General features: G+C 35.2%; 21 protein-coding genes and 1 tRNA gene. 5 read left to right on the forward strand and 17 right to left on the reverse strand.

What is annotated here, in order from left to right; translation table 11 throughout:
• Positions 1-335: 335 nt before the first annotated feature.
• The 7 genes from eno to rpoN form a co-directional block, all read right to left on the reverse strand.
• Complete coding sequence (gene eno / locus C7P63_RS03685; protein WP_125942802.1) at positions 336-1,631, reverse strand: phosphopyruvate hydratase; 1,296 nt, start codon at positions 1,629-1,631, stop codon at positions 336-338.
• A gap of 108 nt (positions 1,632-1,739) precedes the next feature.
• Positions 1,740-3,272 carry a 2,3-bisphosphoglycerate-independent phosphoglycerate mutase gene (gene gpmI, locus C7P63_RS03690; RefSeq protein WP_125942803.1) on the reverse strand — a complete coding sequence of 511 codons (1,533 nt, stop codon included), beginning with the start codon at positions 3,270-3,272 and terminating at the stop codon, positions 1,740-1,742.
• 2 nt (positions 3,273-3,274) lie between these two features.
• Positions 3,275-4,030 (reverse strand): triose-phosphate isomerase, encoded by a 756-nt coding sequence (tpiA, locus tag C7P63_RS03695; protein ID WP_125942804.1) that lies wholly within the window; start codon positions 4,028-4,030, stop codon positions 3,275-3,277.
• An 18-nt stretch (positions 4,031-4,048) separates the two neighbouring features.
• A complete protein-coding gene (locus C7P63_RS03700; RefSeq protein ID WP_125942805.1) occupies positions 4,049-5,230 on the reverse strand; it encodes a phosphoglycerate kinase in 1,182 nt (393 codons plus the stop codon).
• A gap of 108 nt (positions 5,231-5,338) precedes the next feature.
• Positions 5,339-6,346 (reverse strand): type I glyceraldehyde-3-phosphate dehydrogenase, encoded by a 1,008-nt coding sequence (gene gap, locus C7P63_RS03705; protein ID WP_125942806.1) that lies wholly within the window; start codon positions 6,344-6,346, stop codon positions 5,339-5,341.
• Between the two features lie 41 nt (positions 6,347-6,387).
• Positions 6,388-7,425 (reverse strand): sugar-binding transcriptional regulator, encoded by a 1,038-nt coding sequence (locus C7P63_RS03710; protein ID WP_125942807.1) that lies wholly within the window; start codon positions 7,423-7,425, stop codon positions 6,388-6,390.
• Positions 7,426-7,630: 205 nt separating this feature from the next.
• Positions 7,631-8,962 carry an RNA polymerase factor sigma-54 gene (gene rpoN, locus C7P63_RS03715; protein ID WP_125942808.1) on the reverse strand — a complete coding sequence of 444 codons (1,332 nt, stop codon included), beginning with the start codon at positions 8,960-8,962 and terminating at the stop codon, positions 7,631-7,633.
• Positions 8,963-9,059: 97 nt separating this feature from the next.
• Between rpoN and C7P63_RS03720 the strand changes: the two genes are divergently transcribed.
• Positions 9,060-9,131 (forward strand) — tRNA-Arg (locus C7P63_RS03720).
• A gap of 59 nt (positions 9,132-9,190) precedes the next feature.
• Here the strand turns inward: C7P63_RS03720 and C7P63_RS03725 are convergent.
• Positions 9,191-9,697 (reverse strand): hypothetical protein, encoded by a 507-nt coding sequence (locus C7P63_RS03725; RefSeq protein ID WP_125942809.1) that lies wholly within the window; start codon positions 9,695-9,697, stop codon positions 9,191-9,193.
• Between the two features lie 183 nt (positions 9,698-9,880).
• On the opposite strand from C7P63_RS03725, the gene clpP reads away from it, so the two are divergent.
• Both clpP and C7P63_RS03735 read left to right on the forward strand, forming a co-directional pair.
• Complete coding sequence (clpP, locus tag C7P63_RS03730) at positions 9,881-10,477, forward strand: ATP-dependent Clp endopeptidase proteolytic subunit ClpP (protein ID WP_125942810.1); 597 nt, start codon at positions 9,881-9,883, stop codon at positions 10,475-10,477.
• Between the two features lie 107 nt (positions 10,478-10,584).
• On the forward strand, positions 10,585-11,142 hold the full coding sequence (locus C7P63_RS03735) for a DsbA family protein (RefSeq protein WP_125942811.1): 558 nt from the start codon (positions 10,585-10,587) through the stop codon (positions 11,140-11,142).
• A 68-nt stretch (positions 11,143-11,210) separates the two neighbouring features.
• Here the strand turns inward: C7P63_RS03735 and whiA are convergent, their stop codons facing one another.
• From whiA to uvrB, 6 genes are all read right to left on the reverse strand, one after another.
• Positions 11,211-12,143, reverse strand: a complete 933-nt coding sequence (gene whiA, locus C7P63_RS03740; RefSeq protein WP_125942812.1) for a DNA-binding protein WhiA — start codon at positions 12,141-12,143, stop codon at positions 11,211-11,213.
• Positions 12,144-12,171: 28 nt separating this feature from the next.
• The gene (locus C7P63_RS03745) at positions 12,172-13,167 is read right to left on the reverse strand and encodes a gluconeogenesis factor YvcK family protein (protein WP_125942813.1); all 996 of its coding nucleotides are present in this window, start codon (positions 13,165-13,167) and stop codon (positions 12,172-12,174) included.
• The gene (gene rapZ / locus C7P63_RS03750) at positions 13,164-14,048 is read right to left on the reverse strand and encodes an RNase adapter RapZ (RefSeq protein ID WP_125942814.1); all 885 of its coding nucleotides are present in this window, start codon (positions 14,046-14,048) and stop codon (positions 13,164-13,166) included. Before rapZ ends, C7P63_RS03745 begins: the two co-directional genes overlap by 4 nt.
• An 84-nt stretch (positions 14,049-14,132) precedes the next feature.
• The gene (locus C7P63_RS03755) at positions 14,133-14,948 is read right to left on the reverse strand and encodes an alpha/beta hydrolase (protein WP_165863762.1); all 816 of its coding nucleotides are present in this window, start codon (positions 14,946-14,948) and stop codon (positions 14,133-14,135) included.
• Positions 14,949-15,025: 77 nt separating this feature from the next.
• Positions 15,026-17,848 carry an excinuclease ABC subunit UvrA gene (gene uvrA, locus C7P63_RS03760; protein ID WP_125942816.1) on the reverse strand — a complete coding sequence of 941 codons (2,823 nt, stop codon included), beginning with the start codon at positions 17,846-17,848 and terminating at the stop codon, positions 15,026-15,028.
• Between the two features lie 14 nt (positions 17,849-17,862).
• The gene (uvrB, locus tag C7P63_RS03765) at positions 17,863-19,857 is read right to left on the reverse strand and encodes an excinuclease ABC subunit UvrB (RefSeq protein ID WP_125942817.1); all 1,995 of its coding nucleotides are present in this window, start codon (positions 19,855-19,857) and stop codon (positions 17,863-17,865) included.
• A gap of 220 nt (positions 19,858-20,077) precedes the next feature.
• Here uvrB and C7P63_RS03770 point away from each other — a divergent pair, with 220 nt between their 5' ends.
• Together C7P63_RS03770 and C7P63_RS03775 are read left to right on the forward strand one after the other, a co-directional pair.
• Complete coding sequence (locus C7P63_RS03770) at positions 20,078-21,523, forward strand: amino acid ABC transporter substrate-binding protein/permease (RefSeq protein ID WP_243640790.1); 1,446 nt, start codon at positions 20,078-20,080, stop codon at positions 21,521-21,523.
• Complete coding sequence (locus C7P63_RS03775; RefSeq protein ID WP_125942818.1) at positions 21,513-22,250, forward strand: amino acid ABC transporter ATP-binding protein; 738 nt, start codon at positions 21,513-21,515, stop codon at positions 22,248-22,250. Before C7P63_RS03770 ends, C7P63_RS03775 begins: the two co-directional genes overlap by 11 nt.
• 44 nt (positions 22,251-22,294) lie before the next feature.
• On the opposite strand, the gene C7P63_RS03780 is transcribed toward C7P63_RS03775, so the two are convergent.
• The 3 genes from C7P63_RS03780 to C7P63_RS03790 form a co-directional block, all read right to left on the reverse strand.
• A complete protein-coding gene (locus tag C7P63_RS03780) occupies positions 22,295-22,618 on the reverse strand; it encodes a DsrE family protein (protein ID WP_125942819.1) in 324 nt (107 codons plus the stop codon).
• Between the two features lies 1 nt (position 22,619).
• Positions 22,620-22,961, reverse strand: a complete 342-nt coding sequence (locus C7P63_RS03785) for a thioredoxin family protein (protein ID WP_125942820.1) — start codon at positions 22,959-22,961, stop codon at positions 22,620-22,622.
• A gap of 137 nt (positions 22,962-23,098) precedes the next feature.
• A complete protein-coding gene (locus C7P63_RS03790) occupies positions 23,099-23,812 on the reverse strand; it encodes a YebC/PmpR family DNA-binding transcriptional regulator (protein WP_125942821.1) in 714 nt (237 codons plus the stop codon).
• Positions 23,813-23,839 lie beyond the last annotated feature (27 nt).

Here is a 23,839-nt window from a genome sequence, read left to right on the forward strand (position 1 = left end):
TCTATTGAAGAATAGGGAGCGAGTTAGCTTATCAATCTATGACCTTTATAAAAGAAAGGTGCCCAAAAAGAATCATACAAAGATTTGTAAAAAAAGTCAAGAAAATTTTCTGAAAAAAACAACCCTTCCCTACTAGTCTTTAGCGTTAAAAAAATGAAAGGGGCTATTTTCCTAGAGTTATATCTAAACTTTTAACATTCTCTTTATAAAAAAATAATTTAGAAAAACACTGACTGACTAATAAATAATCACGAAATTTTTACAATTAAAAAGCCCCTGTTTTACCTAAGTAAACAGGGGCTATCACTCTACCAATAGTTATATCTTGTTAAAAATTATTTGTTGTTTAAGTTATAGAATGAAGCTAAACCTTTGTATTCAGCAACATCACCTAATTGGTCTTCAATACGTAATAATTGGTTGTATTTAGCAATACGGTCAGTACGGCTAGCAGAACCAGTTTTAATTTGACCAGCGTTAGTTGCAACAGCAATGTCAGCAATAGTTGAATCTTCAGTTTCACCTGAACGGTGAGAAACAACTGCAGTATAACCAGCTTCTTTAGCCATTTCAATTGCTTCAAATGTTTCAGTTAAAGTACCAATTTGGTTAACTTTAATAAGGATTGAGTTAGCAATACCTTCGTCAATACCACGACGTAGTTTTTCAGTGTTAGTTACGAATAAATCGTCACCAACTAATTGGATTTTCTTACCTAATTTTTCAGTTAAGTGTTTGAATCCTTCCCAGTCGTTTTCATCTAAACCATCTTCAATAGAGATGATTGGGTATTTAGCACATAGATCTTCATACAAAGCAACCATTTCTTCTGAAGTTAAAGCACGGCCTTCTGAAGCTAATTCGTATAAACCAGTTTCTTTGTTGTAGAATTCTGATGAAGCAACATCCATTGCTAAACGAACGTCTTTACCTGGAACATAGCCAGCTACTTCGATTGCTTCGATAATAACTTCTAATGCTTCTTCGTTAGATTTTAAGTCAGGAGCAAATCCACCTTCGTCACCAACACCAGTATTATAGCCTTTACCTTTTAATACTTTTTGTAAGTTATGGAATACTTCAGCACCCATACGGATAGCTTCTTTAAATGTTGGAGCGCCAACAGGCATAATCATGAATTCTTGGAAGTCAACGCTGTTATCAGCATGTGAACCACCATTGATAATATTCATCATTGGAGTTGGGATTACTTTTGTATTGAATCCACCTAAGTAATGGTATAAAGGAATTTCTAAGTAATCTGCTGCAGCGCGAGCACATGCAATAGATACACCTAAAATAGCATTAGCACCAAATTTACCTTTATTTGGAGTACCATCTAATTCAATCATTGTTTTGTCAATCGCCATTTGGTCACGAACGTCGAAACCAATAATTTCTGGTGCGATTACTTTATTCACGTTATCAACAGCTTTTTGAACCCCTTTACCTAAGTAACGAGATTTGTCGCCATCACGTAATTCAACTGCTTCATATTCACCAGTTGAAGCACCTGAAGGAACCATACCACGGCCAAATGCGCCACTTTCTGTATAAACTTCTACTTCTACTGTTGGGTTACCACGTGAGTCTAAGACTTCGCGAGCATAAATGTCTGTAATAATTGACATAATTAATTCTCTCCTTTAAAATTTTATCACTAGAAATCAGTTGATTTCTTAGTTATATTTTTTATTTTTTTATGTAAAGCGGCTAATCATGTTAAACAAGCTGTAGGCTTATTTAACAATTAAAGTTTCACCAGTCATTTCAGCTGGTTTCTCAATATTTAATAAATCTAACATAGTTGGGGCAACGTCAGATAGACGTCCACCTTCACGCAATGTTACATCTTTTTTAGTTAAAATAAGTGGAACTTCCACTGTTGTATGAGCTGTGTGTGGTTTTCCTTCTTCTGTTACCATTGTTTCAGAGTTACCATGGTCAGCAAAAATCATTGCAACCCCACCCTTAGCTAAAATAGCATCTACTGTGCGTCCTAAGTTTTCATCCACTGCTTCAATTGCTTTGATAGTAGGTTCAATTTTACCTGAATGTCCTACCATATCTGGATTTGCATAGTTTAGAATAATTGCATCATGTTTATCTGCTGCAATATCTTCAAGCAAAGCATCTGTTACTTCATAAGCGCTCATTTCTGGTTGAAGGTCATAGGTTTCAACTTTTGGTGAGTTGATTAAAATACGACTTTCTCCAGGGAATTCCTCTGTTCGTCCACCATTCATAAAGAAAGTAACGTGAGGATATTTTTCTGTTTCAGCAATTCGAAGTTGTTTTAAGCCATGATCAGCTAAAACTTCTCCTAAAACATTTTTAAGTTTTTCAGGAGGATAAGCCACTTCTGCATCAATTGCTGCATTATATAAAGTCATCGTTACAAATTTTACGTTTTCAGGATGAGGGGAACGATCAAAATGTTCCCATTCTTTATCAGTAAAAGCTTTAGATAATTGAATAGCACGGTCAGGTCTAAAGTTAAAGAAAATGACTGCGTCGTTATCTTCAACTATTCCAACAGGCGCTTTGTTTTCATCGACGATTGAAACGGGTAAGACAAATTCATCCGTTACGTCTGCCTCATAAGAATCTAAAATAGCTTGAACAGGATCTGTTGCTTGGATACCTTCTCCTGATACAATCACATCGTATGCTTTTTCAACACGTTCCCAACGGTTATCTCGGTCCATTGCATAAAAACGACCTGTAACAGTTGCTACTTTACCGTAATTTAATTCATCTAATTTAGCTAATAGTTGTGTCATATAATCTGCAGCAGATTTAGGTGGTACATCCCGACCATCTAAGAAGGCATGAATGTAAGTTTCTTTAACCCCTTTTTCTTTAGCAGTTTCTAACAAACCATATAAATGATTTTGATGACTATGAACTCCACCATCAGACAATAACCCAAACAAATGTAAAGCTGAATCATGTTGAATAGCATGTTCCATTGCATGATTTAAAGCATCATTTTCTTTGATAGTTCCGTCTTCAATGGCTTTGTCAATCCGTGTTAAGTTTTGATAAACAATTCTACCAGCACCAATGTTAGTATGACCAACTTCAGAATTTCCCATTTGACCTTCAGGCAAGCCTACATCTAGAGCAGCTGCTTTTAAAGAGCCATGAGTAAATTCATTCCAGTAACGGTCAAAATTAGGTTTTTTAGCTTGCGCAACAGCATTTCCTACTACTTCATCACGTAAACCAAAACCATCTAAAATAATGATTGCAACAGGTGATTTACTCATAATTATTTTACTGCCTCCAATAATGCTAAGAATGAATCCGGTTGAAGACTAGCGCCACCAACTAATGCACCGTCAATGTTTTCTTCAGCCATGTATTCTTTAATGTTTTCAGGTTTCACAGAACCACCGTATTGGATACGTACTTTATCAGCTGTTTCTTGACCAAAATCTTTAGCTACTGTTTGACGAACAACGCCACAAGTTTCATTTGCAATTTCAGCAGATGAAGACTTGCCAGTTCCAATAGCCCAAATTGGTTCATAAGCTAATACTAAATTAGCAACTTGTTCTGCTGTTAAGCCTTTTAAAGCTGCAGAAATTTGTCCGCTAATCCATTCTTCTGTTTCTCCACCTTCACGTTGTTCTAATGTTTCACCACAACAAACGATAGGAGTCATGCCATTATCAATAATAGCTTTTGCTTTTTTATTGATATCTTCATCTGTTTCATGGAAATATTGACGACGTTCAGAGTGACCAATAATAACATAGTCTACTCCTAAATCAGCAATAGCTTCTGGAGAGTTTTCTCCAGTAAAAGCTCCAGCATTTTCAAAATAGCAGTTTTGAGCAGAAATTTGTAATTCTGTTCCTTTTGCTGCTTCAGTTAATCCTTGTAAGAATAAAGCAGGAGATCCAATTACTGAATCAACTTTATCATTTGAAGGAATTTTATTTTTAACAGCTTCAGCAAATGCTACGGCTTCTTTAGCTGTTTTATTCATTTTCCAGTTTCCTGCGATAATTGGTTTACGCATGATTACTCACCTCAAAAATTATTTGTTAGAAATAGATTCTACACCTGGTAATACTTTACCTTCTAGATATTCTAGAGAAGCACCGCCACCAGTAGAAATATGTGTAAATTTATCAGCAAATCCTAATTGGTTTGCTGCAGCAGCGGAATCTCCACCACCAATAATAGTTGTAGCACCTTCTAAGTTTGCAATAGATTCACATACGCCAATTGTTCCTTTTGCGTAGTTTTCCATTTCAAAGACACCCATTGGTCCATTCCACACAACTGTTTTAGCTCCTTGTAATTCTTTGTTAAACAAAGCAATACTTTCAGGGCCCATGTCTAATGACATATCATCTGCTGGAATTTCTTTTAAAATTGTAGGAGGAACATCTTTAAATTCTTTTGTTACAGCAAAATCAATTGGTAAAATAATTTTGCCGTCAGCTTTATCTAATAATTCTTTTGCTAAATCGACTTTATCTAATTCTACTAAAGAAGTCCCAATTTCTTTACCTTGAGCTTTCAAGAAAGTATAAGCCATACCGCCACCGATAAGCACTTTGTCAGCTTTCTTAAGTAGATTTTCAATAACACCGATTTTATCAGAAACTTTAGCACCACCTAGGATGGCAACGAAAGGTCGTTTTGGTTCATCAACAGCCCCACCAATGAATTTAATTTCTTTTTCCATTAAGAAACCTGCTGCTGAAGGTAAGTTAGAAGCAATCCCTACGTTAGAAGCGTGAGCACGGTGAGCTGTTCCAAATGCATCATTAACAAATACATCACCTAAAGAAGCCCAGTATTTACCTAATTCTGGATCATTTTTACTTTCTTTTTTGCCATCAATGTCTTCAAAACGAGTGTTTTCAAAAACTAAAATGTCACCCATTTTCATATCAGCAATAGCATCTTCTAATTCTTTACCACGTGTTTCAGGAATAAAGGTAACTTCTTTACCAATTAATTCGCTTAAGCGAGCTGCTACAGGACGTAATGATTTACCAGCTTTATCTTCTTCAGTCTTAACACGACCTAAGTGAGAAAATAAAATAGCTTTTCCGCCATGTTCTACAATATAGTTAATTGTAGGTAGTGCTGCTTTAATCCGATTATCATCAGTAATTACGCCATCTTTAATAGGCACATTAAAGTCTACACGTACCAATACTTTTTTATCTTTTAAGTCTAAATCTTGGACAGTTTTCTTTGCCATTATTCAATAACCTCCTAGTTGATCACACACGAACTAAAAAAGCGAGGAAGCGCGATAGCTTCCCCGCTTCTAATTGAAGAATACATTCAAATCAAAAACTTATTTGAATTATTTACCTAAGTTTGCAAAGTAGATTAAAGTACGAACTAATTGTGCAGTATATGACATTTCGTTATCGTACCAAGCAACAGTTTTAACTAATTGTTTGTCGCCAACAGTCATTACTTTAGTTAAAGTACCATCAAATAATGATCCGTAAGACATACCAACGATATCAGCTGAAACGATTGGATCTTCAGTATAACCGTAAGATTCGTTAGCTGCTTTTTCCATTGCTGCGTTGATTTCTTCAACAGTTGTTTGTTTGTCTAAAACAGTTACTAATTCAGTTAATGAACCAGTTGGAACTGGAACACGTTGAGCAGCTCCGTCTAATTTACCTTGTAATTCTGGAATTACTAAGCCGATAGCTTTAGCAGCACCAGTTGTATTAGGAACAATACTTACTGCAGCAGCACGTGCACGACGTAAGTCACCTTTACGGTGTGGAGCATCTAATGTATTTTGGTCACCAGTGTAAGCGTGAATAGTTGTCATTAAACCTTCAACGATACCAAATTCTTTATGTAAAACGTCTGCCATTGGAGCTAAGCAGTTAGTTGTACATGAAGCACCTGAAATAACAGTTTCTTCACCTGTTAAGATTTCATGGTTAACGTTATAAACGATAGTTGGAACATCATTTCCACCAGGAGCAGAAATAACTACACGTTTAGCACCAGCTGTTAAGTGAGCTTCAGCTTTTTCTTTAGTTGCAAAGAAACCAGTACATTCTAAAACGATTTCGACGCCTAGATCACCCCAAGGTAAGTTAGCTGGATCTTTTTCTTCTAATACTTTAACTTCTTTTCCGTTAACTACGAAACTTCCGTCTTTAACTTCAACTTCTCCGTTGAAACGGCCTTGAGTTGAATCATATTTTAATAAGTGAGCTAATGTTTTAGCGTCTGTTAAGTCGTTAATTGCTACTACTTCAATTCCTTCTACTTCTTGGATACGACGGAATGCTAAACGTCCGATACGTCCAAAACCATTAATACCTACTTTAACTGTCATGCGAGATTTCCTCCTTTAGAAAATCGAAAAAATTATTTATTTTAAAGGGTGTCCCCTTTTAAAATCTCATTTGCTGCACCCTCATCCGTAATTAGCCAAGTATGGTGAGGAGCATGTTTCATATAAGCTTGGATTGCTTTTGCTTTAGATTTACCTCCAGCAACAGCTAAAATAACTGGAACTTTTTCAAGCTCTTTTAATTGTAAGCCAATACGTGGAATTTTGTAAACAATATTACCTTCGTCATCGAAAAAATAACCAAAAGACTCAGATACTGCTTTGTTGTTCTTCAACATAACCAACTCTTCTTCATCCATTCCTCGTCTAACAGCCATATGTAAGGCTCTTCCGATACTATGAATGACACAAGTAGATTCACCAATTAAGTTCAAAACAGTTTGAACAAAGGGTTCTTGTAAAAGGGATTGGTAAGTTTCATGGCTAACTCTTTCAGGCACATATAATGGTCTAAAATCTCCATTGGTTTTCATCGCCATCTTAGCGCTAACTGAATTAGCTTGAATTTCTACTGATTCACCAATACCACCTCTAGCTGGAACAAAGGTTAAATGATGGTGATAGTCATCTAAGGCAGTCATGTTTTCAGCAACAGCTGCCATAGTGGTCCCACCCATAACTGCAATAACATTATCTTGGTCGGGAAGTGCCAGTTGTAAGCATTCAGAAACTACTTGTCCAAAACTTGATAAGACTTGTCTTTCCTGATCACTGTCACCTTTTACAACGATTGCTTTAGTAATCGCTAATTTGCTAGCTAGCAGTCGTTCTTTTTCTTGCATTTCATTTAAACCAACCATAAATAACTCTAAGCCATGCATCACTTCATACCCTTTTGGTGTTAAAGACATGCCACTTTTAGAACTTTCAATTAGTTGCAAGTTTTTCAAAATATCTGTTTCTGTTCGAAGCACTCGCTCAGTCATATCCATCTTAGTTGCTAAGGTTCGACGTCCAACAGGAGCCATCCAATGAATATGTCTCATGATGTTGAAACGTTCCTGCACGATGTCTAACACATCTGGCGCAACTGCTTCAATCAATTTTAGTTGATTATTCATCACAAGTTCCTTTACCCCTTTATTGGACTTCTTTTGACCTAGTGTGTCAATTAATGACCCATCTACTGTAAAAAAAATTGCCTAGCAATTTTAACGAATATTTATTTACTAAGCTTACAGTTAATACTATATCATCTTTTTTGTTATTAAGCAAGAAGAAGAGCTGAAAAATCTAGTGATTTTTTCAACTCTTCTTTTCACTCAGTTAATCATATCGTTTTCGTTTAGCCGAAGAAGCAATTCCTAGCTCTTCTCGGTACTTAGCTACTGTACGCCGTGATAGTTTAATTCCCTGCTCTTCTTTTAATTGATTGCTAATTTTTTGGTCAGATAGAGGTTTTTCTTTGTTTTCTTTCTGAATCATTTGTTGGATGATTCGCTTAACCATTTCATTGGATAAACTATTTTCTCCGTTATGATTGGCAATTCCTTGGGTAAAAAAAGTTTTTAATTCAAATACACCAAAAGAGGTTTCCAAGTATTTTCCGTTAACAGTCCGGCTAATTGTAGACTCATGAAGACCTAACTCTTCTGCAATTTCCTTTTGTGTCATCGGAACTAAAGGACGAGTTGTTTCTAAAAAAAATGACCTTTGTCTAGCTACAATTGCTTTACCTACATTTAAAATAGTATTACCTCTTTGAAAAAGGCTATGTTTAATCCATTCATACTCTGCTTTTTTTTCAGCTAAATATTTTTTAACATCAGGATCTTCTACCTGTTCCATTTTTTTAAAGTAGGCCGCTTGAAACACAACTTTTGGTTGAATATAACGAGTAGTCTTAACTATAAGCTGTTCTTCTTCTTTTTCTACTTGTAAATCTGGATAAATATAGCTATCTACATCTCCTGCATAACCTGCTCCCGGAAAAGGTTGCAAGGTTTGAATATAGTCTGCGATATGTTGGATAGTAGCTAAATTAACTTGATAGGCTTTAGCTATTTTGTCCCAGTTTCGGTCCACAAAATCTTGAAAATATTCTTCTAGAACAACATAAGCTAACTCTGGTGCTGTATCATCTCTTTCGATTTGTAACATCAAACATTCTCTTAAATCTCTAGCCCCAATACCTGGTGGATCTAATTGTTGAAGTAAGGTTAAAGCATCTAACATTTCTATCAGTGTAGCTCCGGTTTCTTCCTTTGCTTGTTCCAAACTTAAAGGTAAATAACCGTTAGTATCTAAATGCTCAGTTAAATAAACGACTAACTGTCTTAACCAAGTATCTCGGTAATTTAAATAAACTTGTTCTAAGATATATTCAAATAGTGAATGGGCTGTGTCTGGAATTTGGTTATAAATATTTCTTTCTTCATCCGAATCCCCACTATTATGATAACTTTTTTGCATAGGAAAAGCTTCCTCTGTTGTAATACTAACATCTAATAAAGGATTTTCTAATGCCTTACTTTCTAAAAAACGATTTAACTCTTCACCATTATATTGAAGCATTTGAATTGATTGTTGTAATTCTTGAGTTAAAGCAAGTTTTTGTTGTTGCTTTAATTGCATCTGAATCTTTTGTTCAAATTTCATTTTTTCCTCCCTGATAACGCTTTATCATAAATAATATTATAAGAACTCTTGCTATTTTCTGCAAACTTAGGTAAACTAAAGAAGGTTATTTAATGAAGCACCCTTAGTGTAATGGATATCACGTAAGATTCCGGTTCTTGAGATAGGGGTTCGATTCCCTTAGGGTGCGTTAACAAGAACAAATCCAACTATTTATATGAATAGTTGGATTTTTTTGTACCAATCAGTTTATTTTTTTAGTTGATTTAGTTCAATTTTTTGATCTTCAATACATTTTTGAAGTTCATCTGAAAAATTCTCTAAAACCAGTCGTCCTCCTTGGTAAGTATAGGCTCCTAATCGTCTAATGTCTTGTGGATCTAACACAATTTTCCTATGAGAAATTTCTTTAAAAAATTCATCTACTAGATAATTAGGCAAATAGTAATGATTTTGAGCGCAAAAGGACTGCAAATAAATATAGTCATCTATAGTTATTTGAACATCATCGAAATTGACAAAACTTTGATACTTTTCTAAATAAGTATCTAGTTCCACTGTTCCATCTCGCTTGGCTAATATTTCATGAATTTTTTTATTGAGAAGGATTAAAGTATCTATTTCTTTCATTTTCTCTTTTATTTGTTCTGTTCGGGCAAACTCTTGAAACATTTTACGTTGATAAAAAAACGTCCCGCCTAGGGCAATTCCTGCACCAATAAGGACTGATAACAAAACTAGTACACCTTGCATCATCTCATAATCCCCCTTACCTATTTGACTCTAGTATATCACGAACCTTTCTTATATTTATATAATTTATTTTCTTCAAACGAAACATTTGACCATGATTGACCAATAAGCTACACTTTATGTAGGTACTTAAACTAGAAATGTGGTAAAATAAGTAAGAATTAGAAACTAAGGAGGAACTTGATTATGAATTTAATCCCAACAGTCATTGAGCAATCTTCTCGTGGGGAACGTGCTTATGACATTTACTCAAGATTATTAAAAGACCGAATTATTATGTTAAGTGGTCCAATTGATGATAACGTTGCTAACTCAGTCATTGCGCAATTATTATTTTTGGACGCACAAGACTCGGAAAAAGATATTTTCCTTTACATTAACTCCCCTGGTGGAAGTGTGTCAGCTGGCTTAGCTATTTATGACACTATGAACTTCGTTAAAGCAGATGTCCAAACTATTGTATTAGGTATGGCTGCTTCAATGGGAAGCTTTTTATTAACAGCAGGAACGAAAGGAAAACGATTTGCTTTACCTAATGCTGAAATTATGATTCACCAACCTTTAGGCGGGGCTCAAGGTCAAGCAGCTGAAATTGAAATTGCTGCTCGTCACATTTTACAAACTCGTGAACGCTTAAATAACATTTTAGCAGAAAGAACTGGTCAACCTCTTGAAAAAATCGAACAAGACACTGACCGAGACAACTTTATGACTGCTGAAGAAGCGAAAGAATATGGCTTAATCGATGAAGTCATGGTCAACAGTAAAGGCTTAACTAAATAAGATACAAATCCTTTAGAGAAAACTCTAAAGGATTTTTTATAACCATATTAATAGGCAAATCTCAATATTTTTCTTATACTAATTAGTATAAGAAAAGAGGGATAACTATGGAGACAAGTCATATTAAATTAGCTGGCATTCAATCAGATTTAGGTATTTTAATAGGAAACCCAAATGCTCCTGTTACTTTAGTTGAGTATATCAATGTCCGCTGTCCATTCTGTAAACAGTGGTTTTTTGATTCAAAAGACTTATTAGCTAATTACCGAAATACTGGGAAAATAAAACAATTGATCAAACTCTATGACAAAGAAAGTCCTGGATTGCAGATGGGAAATGTGATGCACCGCTTTATCCCTACTATTAATAGTGAGGATACTTTAAAAGTGATGGAACTAATCTATCAGACACAAGATGAATGGGGCAACTTAGCTCAAGTTGAACAACTTGAAAAAATCGCTGCTTTTGCTGAGAATACTCTTCAACTTACCCCACAAGACGTAGAGGAACAGCAAATTGCCATTATAAGAGAAGCTGAAAAAGCAGGTATTCAATTTGTTCCTACTATGATAGTTAACTCACATATTTTTGACCAAAAAATCGAAAGTGACAAATTACAACATTGGTTAGATGAAGCCTACCACCAGGCTCTTTCATCTCGTTAACCAATCAATTATTTCAGTTAAACAAAAAAGACCCGTTGTGGAAATAATTTTCACAACGGGTCTTTTACTTAAGCTTCTTCTCTCAGTTGTTCTGCATAGGCGTTTATTTTTCTAATTCGGTGATTAATACCAGATTTAGAAATAGCACCTGAAGGAACTAACTCTCCTAATTCTTTCAAACTAACTTCTGGATATTCTAACCTTAATTCAGCAATTTCGCGTAATTTTTCTGGAAGATGCTGTAGGCCGATTTTTTCATCTATAAACTGAATACTTTCAATTTGTTTAGAAGCGGCATCAATGGTTTTACTCATATTAGCTGTTTCACAGTTTACTAGTCGATTAACAGAATTACGCATGTCCCGAACTACCCGGATATCTTCGAATTTCAACATACTGGTAGTAGCTCCAATCAAGGTTAAAAAGTCAGAAATATGTTCTGCTCCTTTTAGATAAGTAATATAACCATTTCGTCTATCTAATGTTCGAGCATTAAAATCAAAATAATTCATCATCTGACAAATATCTAAATTATGAGGTTCATACACCGAATAAATTTCTAAATGATACCGACTGGTTTCCGGATTATTAACTGAACCTCCTGCTAAAAAAGCACCTCGTAAATAAGCTTTCATCTTTTGAACATTTCCCATAATCGTATCAGGAATATGATCGGTAAACATAGAATCTTCTACAATATCTAGGTCATTTAAAACTTGGCTAGTTGATTGCTTTAATCTTACAATGTACACATTGTTTTTCTTTAATTTCATCTTGCGCCGAACTAACAATTCACTTTGAACACCATAATAGTCTTTTAGTAAAGAATAAATTCTTCTAGCAATCGCTGCATTTTCAGTTTGAACATTTAAAACAAATTGCCTGTTAGCTAAAGTTAGTGCTCCGTTCATTCGAATAATAGCCGCTAATTCAGCTTTAGCTTGTTCTTCTGTCACTTCTAAATTAGTTAGTTCCTTTTTGACATCAGAGGCAAAAGACATCTTGTCACCCCTTTCTTCAATTAACGTCTTAATATTTAGCACCAAACACTAAACGGAAAATTTCTTCCACGACTTCTCGTCCGTCATGAAAGACTCCTCCATCTCTTAATTCTAAAAAGTCTGCTGAAATCACACGACACCCTTGACTTCTTAAGCCTTTAAAATCATGTTGCACTTGAACTAAATATTCGTCATATTTTTCTTTATTCATATAATTATCTGGTACTTGAGCGGTATTAACCAACACTGTATCTACAAAGGGTTGTTTCAGATGTTTATGCAAAACAGATACATGATCTGCATCTGAAAAATGTTCCGTCTCACCTTTTTGAGTCATAATGTTACAAATATATACTACTTCCGCTTCGGTTTGTAAAAGGGCTTGACCAATCTCTTCGATCATTAAGTTAGGTAAAATACTAGTATATAAACTACCTGGTCCAAGAACAATCATATCTGCTTCCATAATTGCTCGCACTACTTTACGTGCAGCTTTAGGTTTTGTTTCTTGATTACAACTGTTTGTAACATAGACATAATCAATTGGTTTTCTGTCTTTTACAATCTTTGATTCACCGCAAACAGTTGTGCCATCTTCATAAACTGCATGTAAAGTTAAAGACTCTTCTGAAGCAGGATAAACATGTCCGTCCACATGCATAATTTTTCCTAACAATTGAATAGCTTCATAAGTGCTCCCTCTCATTTCAGACAAGGCAGCAATGATTAGATTGCCAACTGAGTGATTGGCTAAAAATTCATCTTCTTTTTTAAAGCGATATTGAAATAAATCTTCATATAGTTTAGGCATTTCAGATAATGAAACCAATACGTTCCGCAAATCTCCAGGAGGCGAGACATTAATGGCTTGTCTTAAAGAGCCACTACTGCCACCGTCATCTGCTACTGTAACAATTGCGGTGATATCTGCACTTTCATTTCGTAAACCTTTCAATATAACTGGCAAACCAGTTCCCCCACCGATTACAACAATGCGAGGTTTACGTATCCGATATGTTTTCATGAGCGATTAACCGTTTCCTTACGTTTATCCTTATCTCGGTGAGTAATATTTACAGGATAATCAATTTCTAACCCATGACCTATTCTTTCTGCTAAAGCTACTGAACGATGTTGTCCACCAGTACAGCCAATCGCAATCGTGACACTGGTTTTTCCTTCTTTTTTATAGCCAGGTAAAATCGTATCAATCAAGGATTTAAACTTCACATAAAAATCTTCTGTTTCAGGGAAAGACATGACATAATCATACACATCTTTATCTTGACCAGTTAACGGACGCAATTCATCTACATAGTGAGGGTTAGGTAAAAACCGCACATCCATAACCACATCTGCATCGATTGGTAACCCGTATTTAAAACCGAAAGAAACCATTTCAATTCGAAATGGTTTAGTATCTTTTGTTCGGAATTCTTTCATAATTTTTTCTCTTAGTTGACGAGGAGTCATATCTGTTGTGTCAATCACCAACTGAGTATCTGCTTTAATTTCTTCAAGTAACCCTCTTTCCTTACGAATTCCTTCTGTCACTAATCCATCCATGGCCATTGGATGAGTACGACGTGTTTCCTTATATCTAGAAACTAATTCTTCATCAGAGGCATCTAAAAATATAATTGTTGTATTTATCATTTTAGTATTTTCAATTTCAACTAACATATCTTGAATCTCTTGAAAAAATGCTCTTGATCTTAAATCAATCACTAAAGCAATTTTTGTGACTTTTCCAGATTCTTTAATTAATTCCCAAAATTTCGGAATTAAGCGTGGTGGTAAATTATCAATACAGAAAAAACCCATGTCTTCAAAACTTTGCATAGCCACAGTTTTACCTGCTCCACTCATTCCTGTTATGATAACCAATTCTAAGTTATCTACCATCCTCATCATCCTTTCTTCGTAAAACCATTATATCATACCGGGCGTATCATCACACTATAATTATTAGTTAAAATAATATGTCAGTTATTTTTTCTTTTTATTTTGCCGTCTATACCATCTCAAGCCATCGTCTAAAGCTTGATTAAAATAACTCCATTCATGATAACCTTCCTTTTCTTCATAGGTTACAGGAAGTCCTAATGAGTTTAATTGCTGATAAAAGTGCCGATTAGCTGATAATAACGGATCTTTTAAACCGCAAGCTAAATAAATGTTAGGAGCCTCTGATGGTGCAACGGATTGAGCTAACCATAATAAATTGTCTTCTTTTGGCAACTCTTCTTGATGACCAAAAGCTGCTACTAAATCTTGCTCCACTTTCTGACTAAATTTATTTTTCAATAAACGGCGCATACTAGTTCCTGACCAATCTTCTTTAGGTTGGTTAGCTAAAGGTTGGTCATAATCTTGAAGTAACGCAGCAGAAAAAGATAGAATATTACCAAAGTAATCTGGCCGTTTTAATCCACATTTTAGCGCACCAAATCCTCCCATCGAAGCACCAACAATTAAATGATCTTCTTTTTTATCAGAGACTTGATAAATTTTTTGAATATACTGAGGAAGTTCATAACAAATGTAATCAAAATAATTTAGTCCTGTTTGCATATTTGTGTAAAAACTTCTTTGAACTTCAGGAAACACATAAATCATTGGAGTTTTTTCTGCATAAAGAGATACCATTGTATTATTAATCCAGCTTTCATGATTTCCAGATAAACCATGTAACACATAAGCTACTTTATATGGTGTGTGTGTTGGTAATTCTTTCGGAGTGACAATTGCAATTCCTGTATCCATTTCTAATACATCTGAATAAAGTGTGCCACGTACAATCATACCCATCTTCCTTTCAAATTTGTTATCTGATTTATTTTAGCACAGATCAAAAAAAAGCCTAGGAATTTATCCTAAGCTTAGAGATTTAATACTTTTTTTAAATAATGGCCAGTATAACTTTTTGGACAAGCAGCTACCTCTTCTGGTGTTCCAGTGACTAAAATGCTGCCGCCTCCTTCTCCACCTTCTGGTCCTAAATCAATTAAATGATCTGCCGTCTTAATAACATCTAAATTATGCTCAATCACTAAAACTGTGTTTCCAGCATCTACCAACCGGTTGAGAACTTGTAACAACCGTTTAATATCGTCACTATGTAGGCCTGTTGTAGGTTCGTCTAAAATGTAAAAGCTCTTACCACTTTGTCTTTTATGAAGCTCGCTAGCTAATTTCATTCGCTGGGCCTCTCCTCCTGACAAAGTAGTAGCAGGTTGTCCTAATTTCACATAACCTAATCCAACATCTTGAATGGTTTGTAATTTTCGCTGAATTTTAGGAATATGTTTAAAGAATTCTAAGCCATCTGAAACGGTCATCTCTAAAATATCAGAAATATTTTTCCCTTTGTAATAAACTTCTAAAGTTTCTGAGTTATAACGTTTACCATGACAAACTTCACAAGGAACATAAACATCAGGTAAAAAGTGCATTTCAATCTTAATAATCCCGTCTCCTCGGCAAGCTTCACAGCGTCCACCTTTGACATTAAAACTAAATCGGCCTTTTTTATAGCCTCTGACTTTCGCTTCATTTGTACGAGCAAATAAATCACGAACATCATCAAAAACACCAGTATAAGTGGCTGGATTACTTCTTGGAGTACGACCAATTGGACTTTGATCAATATCTATAATTTTTTCTATTTTTTCATAGCCAGTTATTTTCTTAAACTTTCCTGGCTTATTACTGTTACGATTTAACTTTTGTGCTAAAGATTTTTTTAAAATTTCATTCACTAGCGTACTTTTTCCTGAACCTGAAACACCTGTAACTGCCACGAATTGTCCTAAAGGAAAGCTAACATCAATATTTTTTAAGTTATTTTCTTTCGCTCCGTAAATCTGAATGGCTTCTCCAGTAGCTTCTCGTCTTGTTTCTGGTGTCACAATTTTTTTCTTACCTGATAAATACTGCCCAGTTAAAGACTCCGAATTTTCCGCTACTTCTAAAGGAGTTCCAGCTGCTACTATATAGCCTCCTCGCTCCCCTGCACCTGGTCCAATATCAATCAAATAATCTGCAGCTCGCATCGTATCTTCATCATGCTCTACCACAATCAAGGTATTGCCTAAATCTCTCATTTGTTTCAACGAATGAATTAACCGGTCGTTATCTCGTTGATGTAAGCCAATCGAAGGCTCATCTAACACATATAAAACACCACTCAGATTAGAACCGATTTGAGTGGCTAAACGAATACGCTGGGCTTCTCCACCAGATAGTGTACCTGCTGATCTACTTAAAGTTAAATAAGCTAGGCCAACATTTTGTAAAAAGTTCAACCGATCCCTTACTTCTTTAATAATAGGCTTTGCAATCATGGTTTCTTGTTCCGTTAATTCTAAACTTTTAACAAAAGACAGTTCCTTCTCAATAGATAATTGAGTAAACTCTCCAATATGTTTCCCACCAACTTTAACCGCCAAAGCTTTTTCATTTAACCGATAACCTTGACAAGTTTGGCACGTTAATTCTGTCATATATAACTTCATTTGTTCTCGTGTATAGTCACTATTAGTTTCATGATATCTTCTATTAATATTTCCCACAATACCTTCAAAGGGCATATCTACATCTCTTACATTTCCAAAGTCATTTTGATAATGGAAATGAAATAACTGACCATCTGATCCATTTAACAACAGGTGTTGCTCTGCTTCTGTCAACTTTTCATAAGGAGTATCTAAGTCGATACCAAAATGTAAACAAGCTTGTTCTAATAGTTGAGGGTAATAATTGGAACTAATCGGATTCCAAGGGGCAATGGCTCCTTCTCTTAAAGTTAAACTAGGATTTGGAATAACTAAATCTTCGTCTACTTCTAATTTCATACCTAAACCGTCACAATCAGGACAGGCACCAAAAGGAGCATTAAAAGAAAATAAACGAGGTTCTAATTCCCCTACTGTAAACCCACAATAAGGACACGCATAATGTTCACTAAAAACTAACTCCTCTTGGCCAATCACATCCACAATAGCTCGGCCATTTGCTAACCGTAAAGCTGCCTCTAAAGAATCAAATAAACGAGACCTAATCCCCTCTTTAACTACAATTCTATCAATCACAATTTCAATATCATGTTTTTTATTTTTAGATAGTTCTGAAACTTCTGTTACATCAAACATTTCTCCGTCTACACGAACCCGCACATATCCCTCACGCTTCACTTCTTCTAATACTTTTTTATGTTGACCTTTCTTACCGCTGACAATTGGAGCAAGTATTTGAATTTTACTTCGGTTAGGCAAAGATAACACTCGGTCTACCATTTGCTCAACTGACTGACTAGTAATAGGAGTCCCATCATTCGGACAAATCGGATGACCTACCCGAGCATATAGCAACCGTAAATAATCATTAATTTCCGTTACCGTCCCGACTGTTGAGCGAGGATTTTTACTAGTTGTTTTTTGATCAATAGAAATGGCTGGACTTAATCCGTCAATACTATCTACATCAGGCTTATCCATTTGACCTAAAAATTGTCTAGCGTAGGCAGACAAACTTTCCACATATCGTCTTTGACCTTCTGCATATAAGGTGTCAAAAGCTAGTGAACTTTTACCAGAACCAGATAACCCTGTTACCACTACTAGTTGATCTCTTGGAATAGTTACATCAATATTTTTTAAATTATGAACACGTGCACCGTGAATAACAATTTGATCATTTGCCACAAAATCAATCTCCTTTATAAATCACCTTGTAGCTCTAGAATAGTGTCTCGAAGAGTGGCTGCTCTTTCAAAATCTAAAGATTTCGCCGCCTGCTTCATGTCTTTTTTCAACTGAGCTAACGTTACTTTTTTATCTGATTTGCTAAGTTTTTGATACTCTTTTAATACATCTTCTGTTGGTTTTTCTGTTGCTTGTTTTGAAATTCTAATAGAATCTGGAATTTCTTTTATAATTGTTTGAGGAATAATGTGATGTTTTTCGTTGTACGCTTCCTGAATTTCTCGGCGACGATAGGTTTCCTCTATAGCTTTTTGCATCGAATCCGTTACCTTATCTGCGTACATAATCACTTGCCCCTCTGCATTACGAGCAGCTCGTCCAATAGTTTGAATCAAAGATCGTTCACTTCTTAAAAAGCCTTCTTTGTCTGCATCTAAAATCGCCACTAAAGAAACTTCTGGCACATCTAGCCCTTCTCTTAATAAATTAATCCCAACTAAAACATCAAATTCCCCTAGTCTTAATTCTCTAATAATTTCCGTTCTCTCAAGTGTTTTAATGTCACTGTGTAAGTACTTAACTTTAATCCCCAATTCTTTTAAGTAATCTGTTAAGTCTTCAGACATTTTTTTCGTCAACGTGGTTATAAATACCCGTTCATTTTTTTCTATACGAGCATGGATTTCTCCAACTAAGTCATCGATTTGTCCCATAATTGGTCTAACTTCAATCAGAGGATCTAATAAGCCAGTTGGTCGAATAATTTGCTCCACCACTGTATCTGTTTGCTCTCCCTCGTAAGGTCCAGGAGTGGCTGACACATATAAAATTTGATTCACATGTTGTTCAAACTCTTCTAACCTTAGCGGACGATTATCTAATGCACTAGGCAAGCGAAATCCGTAATCGACTAACATTTGTTTTCGGGCACGGTCACCGTTATACATACCTCTAATTTGTGGCATTGTAACGTGAGACTCATCCACAACAATTAAAAAATCTTCTGGGAAGAAATCTAACAGAGTATAAGGTGGTTCTCCTTCTTTTCGGCCATCCATATAACGAGAGTAATTTTCAATTCCTGAACAGTAGCCCATCTCACGCATCATTTCAATATCATAATTAGTCCGCTGCTCTAGTCTTTGCGCTTCTAATAGTTGATCTTGTTCTCGTAGTTCTGTTAACCGAGTAGCTAAGTCTGCTTCAATCTCTCCTATGGCTTTTTCCAAAGCTTCTTCATTGGTTAAAAAGTGAGTAGCTGGGAAAATAGCTACATGTTCTCTATCTGCTATAACTTCCCCTGTTAAAGCGTCCACTTCTCGAATGCGATCAATTTCATCTCCGAAAAACTCAATTCTTAAAGCATGTTCATCCCGTGAAGCAGGAAATATTTCTACGACATCTCCTCTAACTCGAAAACGTCCTCGCTGAAAATCAATATCATTTCTCTCGTATTGAATACTAACTAAACCATTCAATAAGTCATGTCGCTCCATTTCCATTCCTTCTCGAATTGAAAGAACTTGGTTTTGATACTCAACAGGATCCCCTAACCCATAAATACATGAGACAGAAGCTACCACTACTACATCATTTCGTTCTAGTAAGGCGCTAGTAGCTGAGTGTCTTAATTTATCAATTTCATCATTAATACTTGCATCTTTTTCAATGTAGGTATCACTAGAAGGTACATAGGCTTCTGGTTGGTAATAGTCATAGTAACTGACAAAATACTCTACAGCATTATGAGGAAAAAATTCTTTAAATTCACTATATAATTGACCAGCTAAAGTTTTATTATGAGCAATAATTAACGTTGGTTTATTAATTTCTTTGATGACATTAGATATGGTAAAAGTTTTACCAGTCCCTGTTGCTCCTAGTAAAATTTGCCCTCGTATGTTTTCTTTTAAGTTTTCAGTTAACTCTTTGATTGCTTGAGGCTGATCCCCACTTGGCTGATATTTTGATACTAATTGAAACGGATTGTTTGTCACTTTTTCAATCATAAAACTCCTCCTTAACCCACTGATTATCCCACACTCAAAGTCATACTATTTTACCATACCGAACAAATTTTCGCCAATAACTTAACTCATTTTCGTTTTCATTTATTGTTCATTTTTTCATTTTAATCTTTCTTACCGTTTTCTAACAAATAGACTTGTTTTTCCCTAGCACTTTCATTTATAATGAGGGTTACGTTATTATTAAAAAGGAGGAATCATTGTGAAAAAAACAAAGTTATCTTTATTTTTCATTATGATGGTGTCGTTAATCATATCAATACTAGCAACACCACAGCCAGTTTCTGCTGAGAAGAAACAAACTTATATCATCGGAACAGATATCACATTTGCTCCTTTTGAATTTTCCGATAGTCAAGGAAAATACGTCGGAATCGACATGGAATTATTAGAGAGAATCTCAGAAATAAACCATGTAAACTTTGAAATTAAGCCAGTTGGTTTCAATGCAGCTGTTCAGGCAGTGGAAGCTGGTCAAATGGATGCTGTTATGGCAGGCATGACGATTACCCCTGAACGAGAGAAATCTTTTGATTTTTCTGACCCTTATTTTCAAAGTGGTATCCAAATGGCCATTGCAAAAGACAATCACACTATTCACTCATATAAAGACTTAAAAAATAAAGTCGTTGCAGCTAAAACTGGAACAGAAAGTGCTGAGTTTATTGAAAAAAACAAACAGACTTACGGCTATAAAATTAAGTTATACGATACAGCTGATGTGATGTACAGTGTATTAAATGCAGGTAACGTAGATGCTATCTTTGATGACTACCCAGTTATTGGTTATGCAGTGAAGCAAAACAAACCGCTACAGTTAGTCACTGATTATGAAAAAGGTGGAAGCTATGGCTTTGGTGTTAAAAAAGGAACTCACCCTGAATTACTTACTATGTTTAATCAAGGCTTAAAAGAATTAAAAGCTTCAGGTGAATACCAAGAGATTTTAGATAAATATATTGAAGCTCCTGCTAGCACTCAAGATGAGCAGTCACTTATGGGAATTTTAAAAAATAATTATCCAGCCTTGCTAAGTGGGCTACTTTATACTTTATTATTAACATTTGTTTCTATTGTCATTGCCTTCTTTATTGGTGTTTTATTTGGTTTAATGAGTGTTTCTCCCTCTAAACTTTCTCGAAGAATTGCCAGTATCTATGTAGATATTATTCGCGGCATTCCTTTATATGTGTTTGCTTTATTTATTTACTTAGGTATTCCTAATGTGACAGGTTTAAAACTATCCCCTTTTGTAGCTGGTATTATTACCCTTAGTTTAAATGCTGGAGCTTATATTGCCGAAATTATTCGGGGAGGAATTAATGCTGTTCCTAAAGGTCAAATGGAGGCAGCTAGAAGTTTAGGTTTACCTTACAGAAAAACAATGAAAAAAATTATTCTACCTCAAGCCTTCAAATTGATGATTCCATCTTTTATCAATCAATTTGTTATTACACTAAAAGACACCAGTATCTTATCAGCGATTGGTATTTTAGAACTACTAAGATCTGGACAAATTATTATGGCTAGAAATTTACAAACCTTTAACGTGTTACTAATCGTTTCCGTTATGTATTTAATTGTCATTACTGCTCTAACTAAATTATCGAAAAAACTAGAAACGAAGGTGAATGCAAATGGCCGGTAAAATTTTTGTCAAAGACTTAATCAAAAAATACGGAGACAATACCGTGTTAAAAGGCATATCAACGACCATTAAAGACGGAGAAGTCGTGTGTATCATTGGGCCTTCTGGTTCAGGTAAAAGCACCTTTTTACGTTGTTTAAATCAATTGGAAGAAGTTAACAGCGGGACGATTGTGATTGATGATTTTGATATCACTGACTCTCAAACTGACATTAACCAAGTCAGAGAAAATATTGGGATGGTTTTTCAACACTTTAATCTATTTCCTCACTTAACTGTTAGGGAAAATATCACTCTAGCTCCCCAAGATTTAAAAGGTTTGACTAAATCAGAAGCCAATGCTTTGGCAGATAAACTATTAGATATGGTGGGCTTACTTGATAAAGCCGAAGTTTATCCTAACTCTTTATCTGGTGGACAAAAACAACGGGTAGCTATTGCCAGAGCTTTAGCTATGAAGCCAAATATCATGTTGTTCGATGAACCTACATCAGCTCTAGATCCAGAAATGGTAGGAGATGTTTTAAACGTGATGAAAAAATTAGCGGAAAACGGAATGACTATGGTGATTGTCACTCATGAAATGGGCTTTGCTAAGGAAGTTGCTGACCGAGTTATCTTTACTGATGGCGGTGAAATTGTAGAAGAAGGAACTCCTGAACAAGTATTCAATCATCCCCAACATGAGCGAACTCGTTCATTCTTAAATAAAGTGTTATCTGTTTAAAAAAAAGCATTTAGTCTTCGGACTAAATGCTTTTTTTAGTAAAATTAAGGCTTAATATAAGAATACCCTTGAGTTTGTAGCAAAGCTAACTCAATCATTCCTACTGGCACTACTCGAACAAAACTTGGTAAATCCGGTTCATCAAATTCAAAACTAGTCAAAGAACGTTGACACATCCGGATAACTACAGAAGCCTCTACTAGTTCTTTTAATGTAGTCATCATTGCAGAATCTTTCAAAACTTGAACAGCACCACCATTAGCTAAAATAACTAAATCAACATGCATCCCTGATGTTAACGTATTTTTAGCATTTTGTACCACCGTTGGCCATTTTTCTAATTCATTAATATGTAAAATAATTTTCATGTTACTCTCCTAACACCGAATGATATCCTGTAACAATTCGGTTAACTTCTTGTTTAAACTCAGCTGTATGAACAATTCTGGCTTTTCTTAAATACTCTTTTCCTTCAACAAACAACATTAAAACCGGTACAGTTAACACTTGATATGCTCCTGCTACTTCCGGTACATCTAATGCATCAAGCTCAATTAAACGCATGTCTGGATACTCAGATAAAATCTTTTCAATTTGTGGTTTTAGTCCATGACAGACACTACAGTTTTTTTGACTGATATATAAAAATGTCAAAGGTGTTTCTTTAATAATCCTTTGCGCTTCTTCTAATGTGTTTAACAATTGAAACATATTATCCCTCATTTACTCTTGATTTATTACTTCTAGTATAAACAAAGAACTTGCACAAAGAAACAAATTCGCTTACAGCTTAACTCCCTTACTCTAGACAAATCAAAAAGCTAGCAGATTGCTAGCTTTTTTGATGTTTAAGCATCTACATTATGATGGACTTTTTGCACATCATCTAATTCTTCTAACGCATCCACTAACTGTTCAAAAGTTTCCAAATCTTCTCCTTCAAGAGTTAATTCGTTTTGTGGGACCATTTCAAGTTCAGCTACTGTAAATTTCTCTACCCCTTGCTCTGTTAACACATCTCTAACTTTTGAAAAATCTGCTGGTTCAGCATATACGACTACTTGGGATCCTTCAGACATAACATCTTTTACCTCAATATCTGCTTCAATTAAGGTTTCAAAAATTTCTTCTGCGTTGTTTCCTTCATATACAAAAACTGCTGTGTTATCAAACATATAGGAAACTGCACCACTCACACCCATATTGCCACCATTTTTACCAAAAGCTGCACGAACATTTGCAGCAGTTCGGTTAACATTATTGGTCAAGGTATCAACAATTAACATAGAGCCTGCTGGACCAAATCCTTCATAGCGTAACTCTGAATAAGTTTCGTCCCCTGTTCCCTTAGCTTTTTCAATCGCTCGATCAATGACATGTTTTGGTACATTATAAGTTTTAGCACGGTCAATAACTAATTGTAATTTTTGATTAAGATGTGGGTCTGGTTCCCCTTGTTTAGCCGCCACATAAATTTCAACGCCAAATTTAGCGAAGACACGACTATTACTTGCCTCTTTTGCTGCTTTTTTATCTTTAATATTAAACCACTTACGACCCATATTTTCACTACACTTTCTTTAAAATTT

The sequence above is a fragment of the Vagococcus humatus genome (assembly GCF_003950325.1).
GTDB classification, from domain to species: Bacteria; Bacillota; Bacilli; order Lactobacillales; family Vagococcaceae; genus Vagococcus_C; species Vagococcus_C humatus.

Coding starts and splice junctions, on each gene's coding strand:
- eno (WP_125942802.1), bottom strand. CDS start 1,631: ATGTCAATTATTACAGACATTTATGCTCGCGAAGTCTTAGACTCACGT.
- gpmI (WP_125942803.1), bottom strand. CDS start 3,272: ATGAGTAAATCACCTGTTGCAATCATTATTTTAGATGGTTTTGGTTTA.
- tpiA (WP_125942804.1), bottom strand. CDS start 4,030: ATGCGTAAACCAATTATCGCAGGAAACTGGAAAATGAATAAAACAGCT.
- C7P63_RS03700 (WP_125942805.1), bottom strand. CDS start 5,230: ATGGCAAAGAAAACTGTCCAAGATTTAGACTTAAAAGATAAAAAAGTA.
- gap (WP_125942806.1), bottom strand. CDS start 6,346: ATGACAGTTAAAGTAGGTATTAATGGTTTTGGACGTATCGGACGTTTA.
- C7P63_RS03710 (WP_125942807.1), bottom strand. CDS start 7,425: ATGAATAATCAACTAAAATTGATTGAAGCAGTTGCGCCAGATGTGTTA.
- rpoN (WP_125942808.1), bottom strand. CDS start 8,962: ATGAAATTTGAACAAAAGATTCAGATGCAATTAAAGCAACAACAAAAA.
- C7P63_RS03725 (WP_125942809.1), bottom strand. CDS start 9,697: ATGATGCAAGGTGTACTAGTTTTGTTATCAGTCCTTATTGGTGCAGGA.
- clpP (WP_125942810.1), top strand. CDS start 9,881: ATGAATTTAATCCCAACAGTCATTGAGCAATCTTCTCGTGGGGAACGT.
- C7P63_RS03735 (WP_125942811.1), top strand. CDS start 10,585: ATGGAGACAAGTCATATTAAATTAGCTGGCATTCAATCAGATTTAGGT.
- whiA (WP_125942812.1), bottom strand. CDS start 12,143: ATGTCTTTTGCCTCTGATGTCAAAAAGGAACTAACTAATTTAGAAGTG.
- C7P63_RS03745 (WP_125942813.1), bottom strand. CDS start 13,167: ATGAAAACATATCGGATACGTAAACCTCGCATTGTTGTAATCGGTGGG.
- rapZ (WP_125942814.1), bottom strand. CDS start 14,048: ATGGTAGATAACTTAGAATTGGTTATCATAACAGGAATGAGTGGAGCA.
- C7P63_RS03755 (WP_165863762.1), bottom strand. CDS start 14,948: ATGATTGTACGTGGCACACTTTATTCAGATGTATTAGAAATGGATACA.
- uvrB (WP_125942817.1), bottom strand. CDS start 19,857: ATGATTGAAAAAGTGACAAACAATCCGTTTCAATTAGTATCAAAATAT.
- C7P63_RS03775 (WP_125942818.1), top strand. CDS start 21,513: ATGGCCGGTAAAATTTTTGTCAAAGACTTAATCAAAAAATACGGAGAC.
- C7P63_RS03780 (WP_125942819.1), bottom strand. CDS start 22,618: ATGAAAATTATTTTACATATTAATGAATTAGAAAAATGGCCAACGGTG.
- C7P63_RS03785 (WP_125942820.1), bottom strand. CDS start 22,961: ATGTTTCAATTGTTAAACACATTAGAAGAAGCGCAAAGGATTATTAAA.
- C7P63_RS03790 (WP_125942821.1), bottom strand. CDS start 23,812: ATGGGTCGTAAGTGGTTTAATATTAAAGATAAAAAAGCAGCAAAAGAG.